The organism is Stenotrophomonas sp. GW821-FHT09E08 (genome assembly GCF_059416125.1).
The window spans coordinates 23,108-40,539 of sequence record NZ_JBWKOO010000007.1; the positions used below are offsets into that span (position 1 = coordinate 23,108).

A 17,432-nucleotide genomic window follows, 5' to 3' on the forward strand; every position below is an offset into this window, starting at 1 on the left:
GCCATGCGTGGATGACTCTCCCTCAACGCCTTTTCACTTCCAATGATCCGGCCCCAAAAACGGCAGGCTCAACACAAACACCGGAACCGCCACCGGCACCAACGCTGCACCCAGCACCTTTCCGGCCGCCGTCCCAACCCCCGGCTTGTCCGTATCGTCCGGCCGGATCCGCTCAGCCCGCGCGGTAATCGACTGCGGCAGCTTCGCCTTCGCGGCCAGCGCCGCAGCGTCCGGCAATTGCACCCGCTCGCCATCACTCTCGAACAGCGCGCTGTAATAGCTGCCGCCCTTCCTGGAAAGATTGCAGTCCGGGTCGGCCGCCAGTTCGTAGCGGCTCCGGGCTTCAAGGATGTACGGTCGGCGCGTCAACTCGTCGATGGCCTTGGCCACCCGCGGGCTGATCTCCAACCGCTCCAGCTTGAACTGCGCCGCCTGTTCCGGCGTCACCTGCTCCGGCCGCAGCAGCAGCGCGTAGCTGCCATGCACCTTGGTCCTGTCGGCTGGCACGCGCCAGTCCTCACGGATGTACATCTGCGCGCAGACCACGGCCTCGCGCAGCGGGCTGTCCATCAGCGCGCGGTAATCACGGAACGGCGCCGCATCGAAGCGCATTGGCTCTTCATAGACAGGCAACAGGTACAGCTTGCCGTCGTCCGCGACGAAGGCACTGGTGATCTCGCGACTGTAATGGTGATACTCCGGCCCGCTGGCACAACCAGACAGCAGGGTCAGGCAAAGGGCGGAGAGAATAAAGAGGACGGACGTTCGCATGTCGTAGTAAATGGCTTCCCTGGGTAACCGGCCTCGCCCATAAGAACGAAGCCGATCCACCATGGTGCCACGGCACCGCATGCGATGCAGTACCCGCCCTACTTCAACCGCTCAACCAACCGCCGCCCCACCTCAAGCGCAGAAGCCGGGTTCTGCCCAGTAATCAGCTCGCGATCCACCACCACATGCCCAGTCCACGGCGTGGCGTTGCTGCTGAACTTCGCACCCGCCCGCTCCAACGCAGTCTGCGGGTAGAACTTCATCCCGCCACCGCCAAGCAGCGGCTTGGCCTGCTCTTCTTCCTGGTTGCTGATCACCGTCATCTGGTAGCCGCTGTAGATCCACTTCGGCGTAGCCGGCATCGCACCCGCCTCCAGCTTCGCCACGAAACCATCTGCATCCGGCAGCGTGGACAGCAGCGCGATCGGCCCGTGGCAGACCAGCGCGGTGGTCTTGTTGCGCTGGTGGAAGTCGGCCAGCAGCCGGCCCAGCGCCGGGCTCTTCAGCAGGTCCTGCATCGGCGCGTGGCCACCGGGAATGTAGACCGCATCGAAACGCGCGTAACCCTGCTGCTCGATGCGCGCCAGGCTGACCACCGGGGAAGCGGTCGGCGAGGTCAGCGCCAGCTTCTCCAACAGATCCTTGTGCACCTTCAACTGCGCAGCATCGTTGCCGAAGTACGCCGGCGTCACCGAGGACGCATCCACCGTCGGCGCCCGCCCCTGCGGCGTGGCGAAGGTCACCTCGTGGCCCGCGTCCAGCAGCAGCTTGACCGGCTGCATCAGCTCGTTGAGATAGAAGCCGGTGGACAGCACCTTGCCGTCCTTCAGGTCCAGGTGGTTTTCGTCGGACAGCACCACCAGCACGTTGGCGGCATGCGCGCCGCTGGCGGCCAGGGTCAGGGCCAGCGCTGCGGCCAGCCGGGTCATCAGGTTCATGGGGAGCTCCTATCGGGGAATGGCCGCCACTTTATTCATCGCCCCAGCGGCGATAAATTGGCCCCATCGCAAAACATCTGTTCCCCGGAGAGCAAAATGAGCCGCAAGTTCGACTACCTGGGCGACGTGGAGGTGTTCCTGGCGGTGGTCGAGCACGGCTCGTTCACGGCCGGCGCGGTGGCGCTGTCCACCACGCCCTCGGTGCTGAGCCGCGCGGTCACCCGTCTGGAAGCGCGGCTGGGCCGCCAGCTGCTGCAGCGGACCACCCGCCGCGTGGGCCTGACCGACGCCGGGCGGCTCTACCGGGAACAGGTGCGCACCGCCTTCGGCCTGCTGGACGACGCCGAGCGCGACGTACTGGCCCAGGACGATGCGCTGGCCGGCCGCGTGCGCCTGAGCGTGCCCTCCACCTATGGCCACTACCGGCTGCCGCCCGTGCTGGCGCGCTTTGCGCAGCAGTACCCGCAGGTGCAGGTGGAACTGAACATCACCAACCGCAACGTGGACCTGGTGGCCGAAGGCTTCGACCTGGCCATCCGCCTGGGCCAGCTGCCGGACAGCGGGCTGGTGGCGCGCAAGCTGGAAGACGCGCCGCTGTTGCTGGTGGCCGCGCCGGACTACCTGCGGCGCCGGGGTGCGCCGCAGACGCTGGACGACCTGCAGCAGCACCTGTGCCTGCCCTTCGTGATGCCGCGCACCGGGCGGCTGGCGCCGTGGATCTTCCGCGACGACGGGCGCGACGTGGACTGGCTGCCGCGATCGTCCATCGAGACCTCCGACGATGTGCTGGGCGTGGTGTCGCTGGCCGAACAGGGGATCGGCATCTGCCAGAGCTATGAGTTCATCGTGCGCGAGCGGTTGCTGCGTGGACAGTTGGTGGAAGTGTTGCCGCAACTGCGTGGACGGTCGCGGCCGTTCTCGGTGATCTTTGCGCCGCATCGGCGGCAGTCGGCAGCGGCGCGGGCGATGATCGAGTTGCTGGTGGGGAATGCGTCGGACATCGCGGACGGCGTTGATTGAGGTTTCCGATGGTCCCTGGCGATGTCGGCTTTGGCCCGATCTTCGGGCGGTGCGGCTAATCAAACAGCGTTGCCATTCGCTGCGGGCTAAGAACTGTTGCAAAGAACGCCGTCGCGCTATGCGCTTGCGGCATGGGCGATTGCGCCACTTTGATTCGCAATCAGCAGAGCATCTGCACGAATGCGTCTTGTGGCGTCGCGTGCTGCACGAAGGGCGCGTGCAACAATAGTTCTTCGCTCTCGGATTCAGAGATTCCTTCGGGAATTTCTATTGGCATTCGAAGCGGCGGCGTAAACACCATGGCGCGCCACCGACAACGGGTGGCCGGGCCTGCAAACCCGAACTGTTAGTTGTTTACGCTTACCCGTCGGCACCGTCCTTAACCGGTGCCGGCGGGTAATCCGTCGGCCTTTCTGGCGGGCGGTGCGTGGGGGCCTTCGGGTCCGCCGGGTACTGACAACTATCGTCCGGTTTGCAGCCACGCATCGTCCGCCACCCCGCTACGCGGTGGCGCTGTTAAGCACAGCCACGGAAGCCGACGCCATGAACGAATCCGACACCTTCTCTTCGTACACCGTTGTTGAGCCCATCAACGACGACACTCCCCTGCCCGACCTGAACTCCCTGCTCGGCATTCTCAAGCGCATGCGCGGCTGCGAAGGTGCTGATGGGCACCCTTGGCCAGAAACCGACGTATCACCCGGCCGCCGCGTGAGTCTGGCGAAGAGCGAGCGCGCAATGGTGGGAGCGCTGACGGTGCTGGAGCTGCTGCATGCGGCGGACCGCTGCCGCGTGGCAGCGGACCCGGAGCGGCATCTGGATGAGGGGGTTGTTGATGGGTTGTTTCTGGCTTGCCGAGGGTTGATTGAGTGGGCGTGCCGGGAGGTTAGGCCGGAGCAGCTAGACCGATGACACGAAAAATCCGAACGCGCAACCAAAATTCATTATGAATTAACTAAATTCGACTTAGGAGGGACCGGCTTCCAGATATTCCCTCCTTGATCATGCAGTACTCCAATGATGTTCAACCCACTCTCGGTCAATTGCCGAAACTGAAAAGTAAGTGGATGCCTAGGGGCGAGGCTTCCGACAACCGGGCGCATTATCACTGCACTAGCCACCCCTCCCCCACTCATCTCAAACGCCTTCTTTCTAAACTCACTATGGATGGCAGGATGACCCTTGATCCACCACCCAACTTCATGTTGCTCATTGACCACAGGGAAAGCGAAATTTGGATTTGGCTCCATTAAATGGGATGCTTCAATAGTGATCTCAATCATGCCATCCGCCAACAAGATTCTCGAATTACTAAGATTCGAGAATTCACGATGTTCAGGAGCAAATGACACACCGCCCTGAATAACCCCAACGATCTGGGAAATTGCCGCATCGGCCCCTATCGTGAACATATCAATGAACAATATTTGCCTTAGCACAGCGGGCATATCGCTATCATCGACTCTAATCGGCACAACTCGTGTAGTACCTTTCGTCGCCGCATACAAAGCGTTTTGCCACTCCAGCTTCACCATGCCACTTGCAAGACTTCTTTCAGATACAAAGAAAAAAACAAACTCTGGAGCTTCGAGCCCTCTACTCATTTGATCAATAATTCCTTCACCAGGACTAATCGACCAAGAGTCATAGAAGACTTCATTCCGCCCAAATATTTCGGCCAATTTCATTGCAATCGGCTCGACCACCGGCTTGTCATAATAATTATGACTAAGGAAGATCCTATTACCCATTTGGCAAACACCCCTCAACCAGTAAAAAATACCTATTGATTACAACCATTAACCTGGAAAGACAGAAGACAACCAAGCAAGAGATCAAGCCTTGCAACACCGGACAAATAGCTCTCAGCTTGCACTTCCTTCCAAGTGCGACTGCAGAAATGCGGCTAGATCAATGTACGCAAATGCTGAACTCTTCGACGGCTCGAAATCTACCGCATGTGTCACGTCATTTCTCAAGCGACGAAGCTCGTGATATAAGGCCACCTGACCTTCCGTAATTATATTCGCTTGAGCAAGTGGCTCAGCCAACCTTGCTGCGGGGATGTAACTACTCTTTACCGCAGATGGCACTTTTCTTTTTAGCACCATCCTAGCCGCAGCCTCCACGCGAATCCATGATTCAAGAATTGCTGATCGCGGATGAAGCCGCGCAAGCTGAATCAGAAAATCTTTGGATGCGGTATCCACTTCCTGAGCTGCAATTGAATCACCTGATGTGCGCGCAGCGAGCTTTAGCTGCTCGACATCACGCTCAAACTCCGCCTCAACCGGGCCTGCCTTAATTTTCCTCAATTTCGGCGCAATTTTCACAATCTCACCCTTAAATACCAGCACAGAAATAGCCACTACCACAGGCCAAGCTAACGACTTAATAATGCTGGCAATGAAGGTTAGACAATCCATGATGCTGGCACCTTGCGATCCTAGTGGTTGATTTGAATTTCGGCTTGATGTCCATCGATCATCGCACTCTAGCGCGCATCACCCTTAAATGCACCGTGCCCTTCCAAGAAGGCAAGCACAATCACGGGCATGGCCGCCTGATGAGGATTCCACCGCGCCTTCTTGCGCGCTTGATTGGCTCACGACGAGAGGAAAACAAGAATGTCGAAGATGTTTTTATCCTTCGTCAAGATTGGAATGTACTCCGGGAGCTTCCAATCATTCCGACCTTCTCTACAGCGTAGATGATTACTCAATCGCAAGAAGCCGCCCGCAAACGAAGGGCGCCTCTCGGCGCCCTCGTTCTTTCAACTCATTCCCACTCAATGGTCGCCGGCGGCTTCCCCGAGATGTCATAGACAACCCTCGACACCCCCCGCAACTCATTGATGATCCGGTTGCTCACCGTACCCAGGAACTCATACGGCAGATGCGCCCAATGCGCCGTCATGAAGTCGATCGTCTCCACGGCCCGCAGCGCAATCACCCACTCATAAGCCCGCGCATCGCCCACCACGCCCACCGACTTCACCGGCAGGAACACGGCAAACGCCTGGCTGGTCTTGTCGTACAGGTCCGCCTTGCGCAGCTCATCAATGAAGATGGCATCGGCCTTGGCCAGCAGTTCGGCGTACTCGCGCTTCACTTCGCCCAGAATCCGCACGCCCAGACCCGGGCCCGGGAACGGATGGCGGTAGACCATGGTGCGCGGCAGGCCCAGCTCAACGCCCAGGCGGCGCACTTCGTCCTTGAACAGCTCGCGTAGCGGCTCCACCAGGCCCAGCTTCATGTGCTCCGGCAGGCCGCCCACGTTGTGGTGGCTCTTGATCACATGCGCCTTGCCGGTCTTGCTGCCGGCCGACTCGATCACGTCCGGGTAGATGGTGCCCTGCGCCAGCCACTTGGCGTTCTTCAGCTTGTTCGACTCTTCGTCGAAGATCTCAACGAACAGGTTGCCGATGATCTTGCGCTTGGCCTCCGGGTCGCTCACGCCTTCCAGCGCGTTGAAGTAACGGTCAGCGGCGTTCACACGCACCACCTTCACGCCCATGTGCTCGGCGAACATCGCCATCACCTGGTCGCCTTCCTGCCAGCGCAGCAGGCCAGTATCCACGAACACGCAGGTCAGCTTCTCGCCGATGGCCTTGTGCAGCAGCGCAGCCACGACGGACGAATCGACGCCGCCGGAGAGGCCCAGGATCACTTCGTCATCGCCCACCTGTTCGCGCACGCGGGCGATCTGGTCGTCAATGATGTTGGCGGCGGTCCACAGGGTCTGGCAGCCGCACACGTCCACCACGAAGCGGCGCAGCAGCGCCTGGCCCTGCAGGGTGTGGGTCACTTCCGGGTGGAACTGCACGCCGTACCAGCGCTTTTCTTCGTTGGCCATGGCGGCCACCGGAATGCGGTCGGTGGTGGCCGTGATGGTGAAGCCCGGCGGCGCAACGGAGACGTGGTCGCCATGGCTCATCCAGACATTCAGCTTCGGCTCGCCGCCGTGGTCGCTCAGGCCCTTGAACAGTGCATCCGGGTTGATCACGTTCACTTCGGCGTGGCCGAATTCGCGCTGGTCAGCGGCTTCGGTGGCACCGCCCAGCTGCGCGGCCAGGGTCTGCATGCCGTAGCAGATGCCGAAGATCGGCAGGCCGCTGTCGAACACTTCCTGCGGCGCGGCCGGCGCACCCGGCAGCGTGGTCGATTCCGGGCCACCGGACAGGATGATGCCCTTGGCGCCGAACGCGGCGATCTCGGCCGGGTTGTGGTCCCACGCCCAGATTTCGCAGTAGACGCCCAGCTCGCGGATGCGGCGGGCGATCAGCTGCGTGTACTGCGCGCCGAAATCGAGGATGAGGATCTTGTCGTTATGGATGTTGGTCATGGTGCCGTTCCAGTGGTGTTTTTCGCAGCGCCCGGCGCTTCAAGGCTCTGCGTCAGCGTGGCGATGAACGCCTCGCGTTGTTGAATATGTGAGGTGTCTTCCTCATCCCAGCGCAGCATCAGCAAGCCATGCGGTGCATTGGGGTTGGAGCGGTCAGCGCGCGGCAGCTCGGCGATTTCCTGCACTTCGGTGCCGGGCACGATGCGCCGTTGCAGCGCTGCCATCGAGACGCCCGACTCCGCAGCGCCCCAGGACGCCCAGCGCACGCTCATGCGTGCGGGCTCCAACGGACCGAGCACCGGCGTCAGCACCGGATCATCCGGCCCGTGCAGCAGCTCGGTAATGCATTGCAGCGTGACCTGCAGCGGACGCTCGCCTGTGCCCTTCAGCAGCCAGCGCTGCTCGCCAGCGGCCTGCACCTGCCAGCCCTTCGGCAGCGAGAACGCGTTCTGGCACGCCTGCACGTTCTGCAATTGCGAAACCGCCGCGCCCGGAGACCCGGAGCGCGGCGGCGGTTCGGACAACGAACAGCCTGCCATCAGCAGGCTGCCCGTAATCGCAAGAGCAGTTCGCAAGCGCATCAGGCGCGGTAGTTCGGCGGCTCTTTGGTGATGGTCACGTCGTGGACGTGGCTCTCACGCTGGCCGGCGCCGCTGATCTTCACGAACTTGGGCTTGCTGCGCATGTCTTCGACGGTGGCGCAGCCCACGTAGCCCATGGTGGCGCGCAGGCCGCCCATCAGCTGGTGGATGATGCCGCCCACCGGGCCGCGGTACGGCACGCGGCCTTCAATGCCTTCGGGCACAAGCTTGTCGGCGGTGGCGGCGTCCTGGAAGTAGCGGTCCTTGGACCCCTTCTCCATCGCGGCCAGCGAGCCCATGCCGCGGTAGCTCTTGTACGAACGGCCCTGGAACAGCTCGGTTTCGCCCGGCGATTCCTCGGTACCGGCCAGCAGGCCACCGATCATGATGGTGGAGGCACCGGCGGCCAGTGCCTTGCCGATGTCGCCGGAGTAGCGGATGCCACCGTCGGCGATCAGCGGGATGCGGTCCTGCAGCGCTTCGGCCACCAGGTCGATCGCGGTGATCTGCGGCACGCCCACGCCTGCCACCACGCGGGTGGTGCAGATCGAGCCCGGGCCGATGCCCACCTTCACTGCGTCCGCGCCGCTGTCCAGCAGCGCGAGCGCGGCTTCACCGGTGCAGATGTTGCCGCCGATGACCTGCACGTTCGGGAAGTTCTTCTTGACCCAGCTGACGCGGTCCAGCACGCCCTGCGAATGGCCGTGCGCGGTATCGACCACGATCACGTCCACGCCGGCAGCCACCAGCGCTTCCACGCGACGGTCGGTATCGCCGCCCACGCCAACGGCCGCGCCGACCAGCAGGCGGGTGGCGATGTCCTTGGCAGCGTTCGGGAAGTCGGTGTTCTTCTGGATGTCCTTGACGGTGATCAGGCCACGCAGGGCGAAATCATCGTTGACCACCAGCACCTTTTCGATGCGGTTGCGGTGCAGCAGCTGCAGGACTTCGTCAGACGCGGCGCCTTCCTTGACCGTGATCAGGCGATCCTTCTTGGTCATTATGTGGCGGACCGGATCGTCCAGCTCGGTCTCGAAGCGCATGTCGCGATGGGTCACGATGCCGGCCAGCAGGCCGTCGCTGCCCACCACCGGCACGCCGGAGATATTGTGCGCCTGGGTCAGGGCCAGCACGTCGCGGATGGTGGTTTCCGGGCCGACGGTGATCGGGTCGCGGATGACGCCGGCCTCGAACTTCTTGACCTTGGCCACTTCGGCGGCCTGCTGCTCCACGCTCAGGTTCTTGTGGATGATGCCCATGCCACCCAGCTGTGCCATGGCGATGGCCAGGCGTGCTTCGGTGACGGTATCCATGGCGGCGGACAGGATCGGAAGCTTGAGCTTCAGGTCGCGCGTCAACCGCGTTTCGAGGTTGACGTCCTTGGGCAGGATGGTCGAATGAGCGGGGACGAGCGAGACGTCGTCGTAAGTGAGTGCTTCAGCCTGGATGCGCAGCATCGGCATACCCGAGATGTGGGGAAGCGCGACATTTTACCCTGTTTTCGCGCCGTGTGGCAGGGGGTAGATGCGACGCAGTGTCGCGCGGGCGGTGATTGGTTCAGGGGGCCGGCTACTGCTTTGGTGGGTGCCAACCTTGGTTGGCACGATCCGTCCGGCACCAGTACCCAGATGGGCCGATGGCCCCGATGGACGTGTGCCAACCAAGGTTGGCACCCACCTTAAGAGGATCACTCGGGCCAGTCCTGGAGCGCCTTTGGTAGGTGCCAACCTTGGTTGGCACGATCCGTCCGGCACAGATGTCCCAGATGGGGCCATGGCCCCGATGGATGTGTGCCAACCAAGGTTGGCACCTACCAGGAGCGGGTCATCGGCCTGCCGGCATTGTGCCGACCAACGTTCGGCACCCACCCCAAAAGGTCAGCTCAGCGCTTCCGCCGCTTCCAGGGTGTTCTGCATCAGCGTGGCCACGGTCATCGGGCCCACGCCGCCCGGCACCGGGGTGATCCAGCTGGCCCGCTGGGCAGCCGCTTCAAACCCGACATCACCCACCAGCCGGCCGTCGTCCAACCGATTGATACCAACATCGATCACCACCGCGCCCGGCTTCACCCACTCGCCCGGCACGATGCCCGGGCGGCCAACAGCAACCACCAGAATGTCGGCGTTGCGCACGGCCTGTTCCAGCACGTCCTTGGGGGTGAACTTGTGGCAGCTGGTCACGGTGCAGCCGGCAATCAGCAGCTCCAGGCCCATCGGGCGGCCGACGTGGTTGCTCACGCCCACGATGGTGGCGTTGCGGCCGCGCACGGGCTGGTCGGTGTGGCCCAGCAGCGTGGTGATGCCACGCGGAGTGCACGGGCGCAGGCCGAACTCACGCAGGGCCAGGTGACCGACGTTTTCCGGATGGAAGCCGTCCACGTCCTTGCGCGGGTCGATGCGCTGGATCAGCCGGCGCGCATCCGGGATACCCGGCAGCGGCAGCTGGATCAGGATGCCGTTGATCTTCGGGTCGGCGTTGAGCTGGTCGATCAGGTCGAGCAGCTCGGCCTCGGTGGTGCCGGCCGGCAGGTCGTAGTCATAGGCTTCGATGCCGACCTTCTCGGCCGCGCGGCGCTTGTTGCGCACATACACGGTCGAGGCCGGGTCGCCCCCCACCAGCACCACGGCCAGGCCAGGGCGGCTGCCACCGGCGGCGACACGGGCATCGACCCGCACCTTCAGGCTGTCGAGCAGGTCCTCGGCGATACGGCGGCCATCGAGGATGCGGGCAGGAAGCTGGGGGGCGGAGTCGGTCATCGGGTGCGGGCGTGGGGCGGCGGGGACGCTATTGTCCCCGATTCAAGCCCCCTCGCCCACCGGGAATGCGGGCCGCCGCCGCTTCGTTAGTGCCGGCCGCTGGCCGGCAACCTCATGAACGCAGGACGCATCGTGCAGTTGCCGGCCAGCGGCCGGCACTACCATGCTTCAGATCATTCCTCTTCTTCTTCCGGCACTTCATCCGCATTGAGCGTGCGTGCCTTGCGCTTGGGCGCGGTAAACGGCGTCGGCGTCGGCACACCCGGCAGCGCGCTGCCGAACACCATGTGCGCGCCGGCCCTCAGGCTGCCACCGGCCATTTCCAGCTCGAAACGCTCGGCATCGCGCTCGCGGATCTGCTCGGCGATCTCGCGCGCATCGTCTTCGTCCGCGCCCAGCTCCACCAGTGCCGCCTGCCCGAACAGCAGTGCCGACTCGAAGGTTTCGCGGATCTGGAAGTCCACGCCGGCATGGATCAGCCGCAGCGAATGTTCGCGGTCGAACGAGCGCACCAGCAGCTTGGCCTGCGGGAACTGATGGGCCACCAGTTCGACGATGCGGTCGGCATCCTCGGCATTGTTCACGCACACCGCAATCGCCCGCGCACTGCCCGCGCCGGAGGCATGCAGCACGTCCAGCCGGGTGCCGTCGCCGTAATAGATCTTGAAACCGAAGCGCTCAGCGTTGTGGATCATCTCCACATCGTTGTCGATGATGGTCACGTCCACGTCGCGGGCCAGCAGCGACTGGCTGGCCACCTGGCCGAAGCGGCCGAAGCCGATCAGCAGCACGCTGCCGGACAGGCCATCGGCGGTATCTACGCCTTCCAGGCTGACGGTCGGCGTCGGCGCCACGCGCTTGTAGACCAGCACCACCAGCGGCGTCAGCGCCATCGACAGCACCACCACGGCGGTGAAGTTGGCATTGATCTCCAGATCGATCACGCCGGCCGATGCGGCGGCGGAGAACAGCACGAACGCGAACTCGCCGCCCTGCGCCATCAGCACGCCGCGATCCAGCGCCTGCGCGTGATCGCTGCCCATGATGCGCGCCACCATGTAGATGCACAGCGCCTTGGCCGCCATCAACGCCAGCACCAGCCCGAGGATCAGCTGCCAGTGCGCGGCCACCACGCTCAGGTCCAGCGCCATGCCCACGCTGAGGAAGAACAGGCCGAGCAGGATGCCGCGGAACGGCTCGATGTCCGCTTCAATCTGGTGACGGAAGGTCGATTCGCTCAGCAGCACGCCGGCCAGGAACGCGCCCATCGCCATCGACAACCCGGACAGCTGCATCAACAGCGCCGCGCCCAGCACCACCAGCAGTGCGGCGGCCGTCATCACTTCGCGTGCCTTCGATTCGGCCAGCACGCGGAACAGCGGATTGAGCAGGAAGCGGCCGACCAGCACCAGGCCGACGATGGCACCCACGCCGATCGCCACCGACATCCAGCGCGAGCCCTCGCCATCGGCACTGCCGGCAGCCGGCGCCATCCACGCGACCAGCGCCAGCAACGGCACGATCAGCAGGTCTTCGAACAACAGGATCGAGACGATCTTCTGCCCCGACGGCAGCGCGATGTCGCCGCGCTCGGCCAGCAGTTGCATCACCACCGCGGTGGAGGTGAGCACGAAACCGGTCGCGCCGATGAAGGCGATCTGCCACGGCAGCCCGAACAGCTTGGCGATGCTGGTCAGCACCAGCGCGCAGGTGACGATCTGCAGCGTGCCCAGCCCGAAGATTTCCTTGCGCAGGCTCCACAGGTGCGAGGGCCGCATCTCCAGGCCGATCACGAACAGGAACATCACCACGCCTAGCTCGGCGGTATGCAGGATCGCCTGCGGGTCGGAGAACCAGCCCAGCCCGAACGGTCCGATCGCCAGGCCAGCGGCGAAGTAGCCCAGCACCGAGCCCAGGCCGGCCCGGCGGAACAAAGGCACCATCACCACCGCCGCGCCCAACAGGGCGACGACCTTGACCAGCTCGCTGGTCGCTGCTTCTACCGCCATGCGGTGTGTTCCCCAGAATCGAAATCGGACTCAACGATAGAGCAATGCCGATGACGGCAATAGCATGCATGTTGCGTTTGATTGTATTGATGGTGGAACGACACAGGGGGCAACTCCATAGGTCATCCCGAAACCGCGCGTGCCTCGGTAGGTGCCAACCTTGGTTGGCACGAGAGTGCCGACCAAGGTCGGCATCTACCAGAGCGCCCCGCCCACTCTCACCCACCCCGACAGAACGCGGCGTAATCGATATACCCCGGGAACGGCACGCCCGGTGCGCACACCGGGCAGTGCGGGTCCGGCCGGATGCCGGTCTCGCGGAAGTGCATGCCCAGCGCATCGAAGCGCAGCAGCCGGCCGACCAGCGGTTCGCCGATGCCGAGCAGCAGCTTCAGCACCTCGGTGGCCTGCAGCACACCGGCCAGGCCGGGCAGCACCCCCAGCACACCGGCCTCGGAACAGTTCGGCGCGAACTCCGGCGGCGGCGGCTCCGGGAACAGGCAGCGGTAGCACGGTGCCACGCCGCGCTGGCGGCCGGCGTCGAACACGCTTACCTGGCCGTCAAAGCGCTCGATGGCGGCGTACACCATCGGCTTGGCGTGCTTGATGCAGGCGTCGTTGAGCAGGTAGCGCAGCGGGAAGTTGTCCGAGCCGTCCAGCACCACATCCACGCCGTCCAGCAGCGCATCCACATTCCCGGAGATCACCCGCTCGGGCACCGCCTCGACCTCGATGGACGGGTTCAACGCCAGCAGCCGCTCACGCGCCGAATCAACCTTCAGCTGGCCGACGCTGGCCTCGGTATGCACGATCTGCCGGTGCAGGTTGCTGCGCTCCACGCGGTCGTGGTCAGCGAAGCGCAGGTGCCCTACCCCGGCCGCAGCCAGGTAGAAGCCGGCCGGCGCCCCCAGGCCGCCCGCGCCCAGCACCAGCACGCGCGACTTCTGCAACCGGCGCTGGCCGGCCTCGCCCACCTGAGGCAGCAGCAGGTGGCGCGAGTAGCGGTCGTAAAAATCGCGATCGGCGGCACTGGTCAGCGGCTGCACCAAGGGCAGCGATTGCTCGCGCCAGGCCACGGTGCCGCCCGTCACGGAAGCCACCTGGGTATAGCCGGCGTCCAGCAGGAACTGCGCGGCATCGGCCGAGCGCTTGCCGCTCTGGCAGATCAGCAGAATTTCCTGGTCGTGCCGCGGCAGATGCGCAGTCGGGTCGACCTGCAGCTCGCCCTTGGCCACGCCGCGCGCGCCCTCGGCCATGCCCCCGGCCCGTTCGTGCGCCTCGCGCACATCGATCAGCACGGCACCGTGGGCCAGGCGCTCACGCGCCTGCGCGGGGGAAAGCTCTTGGATGCTCATGCGGCCATTGTAGTGCCGAGCCCCATCCGGTAGCGCCGGGCCATGCCCGGCGAGCACAGCGGCGTGCGGACGTACCCGATCATGGAAGCAGTCTATCGCTGCGCGCTGCCCTCAGCACTCTGCCCTTGAAGCATCCGGATCAGCGCTTTCAGCCCGGGCGGCACGTGCCGATGGCCCGGGTAGTACAGCGAAAGGCCGGGAAACTCGGGACACCAGTCCTCAAGCAACCGCAGCAGGCGGCCATCGGCCAATGGCTCCAGTGCCAGGTGCTCGGGAACGAACGCAATACCGATGCCGTCAACGGCGGCGTCGACCATCAACGGCTGGTCCGTCAGCGTGATCGGCCCGGAGACGTTCACCCGCTCGGTGGTGCCTTGATGCTCGAACTCCCAGCGGTAGATCGCCCCACTTTCGAAGCGGAAACGAATGCAGTCGTGCTGATGGAGATCCAGCGGCCGCAGTGGTCGGCCACGCGCCTGCAGGTACGCTGGCGAGGCAACCGCCGCGAACCGCATGGGCGCGGTCACTGCAATCGCGACCATGTCCTGGGGCACGGCTTCGGTCAGGCGGATACCTGCATCGAACCCATCCGAAACGATATCGCCCAACCTGCCGTCACTGACGATGTCCAGGTGGACCTGCGGGTACTGGCGCAGGAACCGCGCGAGCACGGGCTTCAGCACGAGCCGTATGGCGCCTTCACTGGCGTTGATGCGGACCGTGCCACGCGGCGTGCCGACCTCAGTATCCACCGACTGCAGGGCCTCTTCGATCGAGGCCATGGCCGGACGCAGTTTTTCTGCCAGTCGCTCCCCGGCGTCGGTCAGCGAGACGCTGCGCGTGGTGCGATTGAACAGGCGCGCACCCAGCCGCTGCTCGAGCGCCTTGATCGCATGACTGATCGCCGAGGGCGTGATGTTCAACTCGGCCGCCGCGCTGCGGAAGCTCCGATGCGCTGCAACCGCCAGGAACGCCGTGAAGGCGGCCAGATCGCCTCCGCTGGATTGTTGAATACGATTCACCATATCGTGAAATATTGGAGAGATTGTCTTGATAGTCAACCGATTCTACGCTCCGGGTTGTCCGCGGGCACACGCCCTCGGCGCTCACCCACCGGGACAGGATCAAGACGATGAAAACGATGAAAGCGGTTGTGATGACCGGACCGAATGCGCCGTGGCAGGTACAGGACGTGCCGATGCCCGTGATCGAACCGGGCCAGGTGCTGGTCAAGGTCCACGCATCGGGCATGTGCTACACGGACGTGTGGGCAACCCAAGGCTATGGCGGCGACATCTACCCGCAGACACCAGGGCATGAAGTGGTCGGCGAGGTCGTGGAAGTGGGTGCAGGCGTGCACACGCGCCGGGTGGGCGATCGCGTGGGCACCCCATGGGTCCAATCCGCGTGCGGCCGATGCCCCTATTGCCGCGAGAGCCGCCCCTTGTCCGGGCAGACCGCGATGAATTGCGATGCGCCCCGCACCACTGGCTTCGCCGCGCAGGGTGGACATGCACAGTACATCGCCATCTCTGCCGAAGGCACGGTACTGCTGCCTGACGGCCTGTCCTACGTGGACGCAGCGCCGATGATGTGTGCCGGCTACACCACCTGGAGCGGGCTGCGTGATGCGGCGCCCCAGCCACGGGAGAAGATCGCGGTACTTGGCATCGGCGGGCTGGGCCACGTCGCCCTGCAGCTGTCCAAGGCCTGTGGCTTCGAGACCATCGCCATCACCCATTCTGCAGACAAGCATGCGCTCGCCCTGCAGCTGGGCGCCGACCAGGTCGTGGCCAATGGCAAGGAGTTGAAGGCCATCGGCGGCACCGATGTGCTGCTGGTGACTACCAATGAATTCAGCTCGGCCGAAGAAGCGATGACTGGCCTGCGTGTCGACGGGCGCGTTGTGCTGTGCGGCCTGGACTTCAGCCAGCCCTTCTCGATCTCGTCCGAAGGCGTGCCGTTCCACATGATGCGCCAGCGCGTGATCGGTGCCACCCATGGTGGCCAGCACTACCTCAGTGAAGTGCTGCAGCTTGCCGCCGCCGGCAAGGTGAAGCCGATGGTCGAGACCTTTGATCTGGACCGGGCGTCCGAGGCGTATGACCGCCTGTCGTCAGGAAGGATGAGGTTCCGTGGCGTGCTGTTGCCGTGGGGCCACGCCTGAGAGCGGGCGCCCGATGCAGCCGGGCATGGCCCGGCGCTACCGGCATCTGCAACGAAAAAGGCGGCCCTGCGGCCGCCTTTCTCTGCATCACTTGCCCTTGACGTGCTTCATCAAGCGCCGCTTGGCCTTGACCTGCCGCTCGGTGAGGACGTTCTTCTTGCCCTCGTACGGGTTGGTACCCTCGCGGAAGATGAAGCTCACCGGCGTGCCGATCAGCTTGAAGCGCTTGCGGAAGAAGTTCTCCAGGTAGCGCTTGTACGACTCCTGCAGTTCCTTCAGGCGGGTGCCGTGCACGATGAAGGTCGGCGGATTGGAACCGGCCGGGTGCACGTAACGCAGCTTGGAGACGTGGCCGCGGATGGTCGGCGGCGGATTGGTCTCGTAGGCCACTTCCAGCGCCTTGTTCACTTCGCTGGTGGTGAAGGTCTTGTTCGCCGATTCGTGCGCGCGGTGCACCGCACGGAACAGCTCACGCAGGCCCGAACCATGCTTGGCCGAGATGCGCACCGACTCAGCCCACGGCACGAAGCCCAGGCGAAGCGACAGCATGGTTTCCGCCTGCTCGCGCTGGTACTCGGTCAGGCCATCCCACTTGTTGATGGCGATCACCAGCGCGCGGCCGGCATCGAGCACGGCACCGAGCACGGTGGCGTCCTGGTCGGTCACGCCTTCGGTGGCATCGAGCATCAGCACGGCCACTTGGCACTGCTCGATCGACTGCATGGTCTTGACCACCGAGAACTTCTCGACGACCTCGTCCACGCGCGAGCGGCGGCGCAGGCCGGCGGTGTCGATCAGGCGGTACTCGCGGCCATCACGCTCCAGGTCCACGGCGATCGAGTCGCGGGTGGTACCCGGCACGTCGGAGGCAATCATGCGCTCCTCACCGAGGATGCGATTGACCAGGGTCGACTTGCCCACGTTCGGGCGGCCGACAAAGGCAATGCGGATGCGGTTCGGATCGTTGTCCAGCTCTTCGCCGCTGCCTTCTTCCGGCAGGCGCTGCACCACTTCTTCGAGCAGGTCATCCAGGCCCTGGCGATGCGCGGCCGAGACGGTCAGCATTTCGCTGAAGCCGTAACGGGCGAATTCCGAACGCACGCTGTCCTCGTCGGTGCCGTCGATCTTGTTGATCAACAGCAGCGTCGGACGCGACAGCTTGCGCAGCCAGGCCAGGATCTCATCGTCCATGGCCGAGCTGCCGTCACGGGCATCGACCACGAACAGGATCAGATCAGCTTCCGCAGCGGCGGCACGGGCCTGGCGCGTGGTAGCGCCGGCCAGGCCTTCTTCCTCTTCCGCGATGCCGCCGGTGTCGACGACGAGGAAATGATTGTCCTCGTCGAGACGGCAGACGCCGTAGTTGCGGTCGCGGGTGACGCCGGGCTGGTCGTGGACCAGGGCGTCACGGGTGCGCGTAAGCGCATTGAAAATAGTCGACTTGCCGACATTCGGCCGTCCAACCAGGGCGACCAAAGGCAGCATCGCGAT

15 protein-coding genes are annotated in these 17,432 nt (G+C 64.1%); 3 read left to right on the forward strand and 12 right to left on the reverse strand.

Features of this window, described 5'->3' with window-relative positions; all coding sequences use genetic code 11:
- Positions 1–33: 33 nt before the first annotated feature.
- Complete coding sequence (locus AC07M7_RS10830) at positions 34–771, reverse strand: hypothetical protein (protein ID WP_495207372.1); 738 nt, start codon at positions 769–771, stop codon at positions 34–36.
- 98 nt (positions 772–869) lie between these two features.
- The gene (locus tag AC07M7_RS10835) at positions 870–1,709 is read right to left on the reverse strand and encodes a type 1 glutamine amidotransferase domain-containing protein (protein WP_495207373.1); all 840 of its coding nucleotides are present in this window, start codon (positions 1,707–1,709) and stop codon (positions 870–872) included.
- 96 nt (positions 1,710–1,805) lie between these two features.
- Between AC07M7_RS10835 and AC07M7_RS10840 the strand changes: the two genes are divergently transcribed.
- Together AC07M7_RS10840 and AC07M7_RS10845 are read left to right on the forward strand one after the other, a co-directional pair.
- Entirely contained in the window at positions 1,806–2,729 is a 924-nt protein-coding gene (locus AC07M7_RS10840) for a LysR family transcriptional regulator (RefSeq protein ID WP_495207374.1), read from the forward strand.
- A gap of 543 nt (positions 2,730–3,272) precedes the next feature.
- Positions 3,273–3,641, forward strand: coding sequence for a hypothetical protein (locus AC07M7_RS10845; RefSeq protein WP_495207375.1), 369 nt, complete (start codon positions 3,273–3,275; stop codon positions 3,639–3,641).
- A gap of 32 nt (positions 3,642–3,673) precedes the next feature.
- Here the strand turns inward: AC07M7_RS10845 and AC07M7_RS10850 are convergent, their stop codons facing one another.
- The 9 genes from AC07M7_RS10850 to AC07M7_RS10890 all read right to left on the reverse strand — a co-directional run bounded on the left by AC07M7_RS10850 (position 3,674) and on the right by AC07M7_RS10890 (position 14,787).
- A complete protein-coding gene (locus AC07M7_RS10850; RefSeq protein WP_495207376.1) occupies positions 3,674–4,480 on the reverse strand; it encodes a toll/interleukin-1 receptor domain-containing protein in 807 nt (268 codons plus the stop codon).
- A gap of 114 nt (positions 4,481–4,594) precedes the next feature.
- Entirely contained in the window at positions 4,595–5,155 is a 561-nt protein-coding gene (locus AC07M7_RS10855) for a hypothetical protein (RefSeq protein ID WP_495207377.1), read from the reverse strand.
- Between the two features lie 352 nt (positions 5,156–5,507).
- The gene (gene guaA, locus AC07M7_RS10860) at positions 5,508–7,073 is read right to left on the reverse strand and encodes a glutamine-hydrolyzing GMP synthase (RefSeq protein WP_108771505.1); all 1,566 of its coding nucleotides are present in this window, start codon (positions 7,071–7,073) and stop codon (positions 5,508–5,510) included.
- A complete protein-coding gene (locus AC07M7_RS10865; RefSeq protein ID WP_495207447.1) occupies positions 7,070–7,546 on the reverse strand; it encodes a hypothetical protein in 477 nt (158 codons plus the stop codon). Before AC07M7_RS10865 ends, guaA begins: the two co-directional genes overlap by 4 nt.
- A gap of 107 nt (positions 7,547–7,653) precedes the next feature.
- Positions 7,654–9,111 carry an IMP dehydrogenase gene (guaB, locus tag AC07M7_RS10870; protein ID WP_447781214.1) on the reverse strand — a complete coding sequence of 486 codons (1,458 nt, stop codon included), beginning with the start codon at positions 9,109–9,111 and terminating at the stop codon, positions 7,654–7,656.
- Between the two features lie 420 nt (positions 9,112–9,531).
- Positions 9,532–10,410: a bifunctional methylenetetrahydrofolate dehydrogenase/methenyltetrahydrofolate cyclohydrolase FolD gene (folD, locus tag AC07M7_RS10875; RefSeq protein WP_478475277.1), complete on the reverse strand. Its 879-nt coding sequence runs from the start codon at positions 10,408–10,410 to the stop codon at positions 9,532–9,534.
- Positions 10,411–10,583: 173 nt separating this feature from the next.
- A complete protein-coding gene (locus tag AC07M7_RS10880; protein ID WP_495207378.1) occupies positions 10,584–12,419 on the reverse strand; it encodes a monovalent cation:proton antiporter-2 (CPA2) family protein in 1,836 nt (611 codons plus the stop codon).
- Between the two features lie 218 nt (positions 12,420–12,637).
- Complete coding sequence (gene moeB / locus AC07M7_RS10885; protein ID WP_495207379.1) at positions 12,638–13,774, reverse strand: molybdopterin-synthase adenylyltransferase MoeB; 1,137 nt, start codon at positions 13,772–13,774, stop codon at positions 12,638–12,640.
- A 92-nt stretch (positions 13,775–13,866) separates the two neighbouring features.
- A complete protein-coding gene (locus AC07M7_RS10890) occupies positions 13,867–14,787 on the reverse strand; it encodes a LysR family transcriptional regulator (protein WP_429000991.1) in 921 nt (306 codons plus the stop codon).
- Between the two features lie 119 nt (positions 14,788–14,906).
- On the opposite strand from AC07M7_RS10890, the gene AC07M7_RS10895 reads away from it, so the two are divergent.
- Complete coding sequence (locus AC07M7_RS10895; protein WP_495207380.1) at positions 14,907–15,941, forward strand: alcohol dehydrogenase catalytic domain-containing protein; 1,035 nt, start codon at positions 14,907–14,909, stop codon at positions 15,939–15,941.
- Between the two features lie 87 nt (positions 15,942–16,028).
- Here the strand turns inward: AC07M7_RS10895 and der are convergent, their stop codons facing one another.
- Positions 16,029–17,426 carry a ribosome biogenesis GTPase Der gene (der, locus tag AC07M7_RS10900; protein ID WP_046986537.1) on the reverse strand — a complete coding sequence of 466 codons (1,398 nt, stop codon included), beginning with the start codon at positions 17,424–17,426 and terminating at the stop codon, positions 16,029–16,031.
- Between the last annotated feature and the right edge of the window lie 6 nt (positions 17,427–17,432).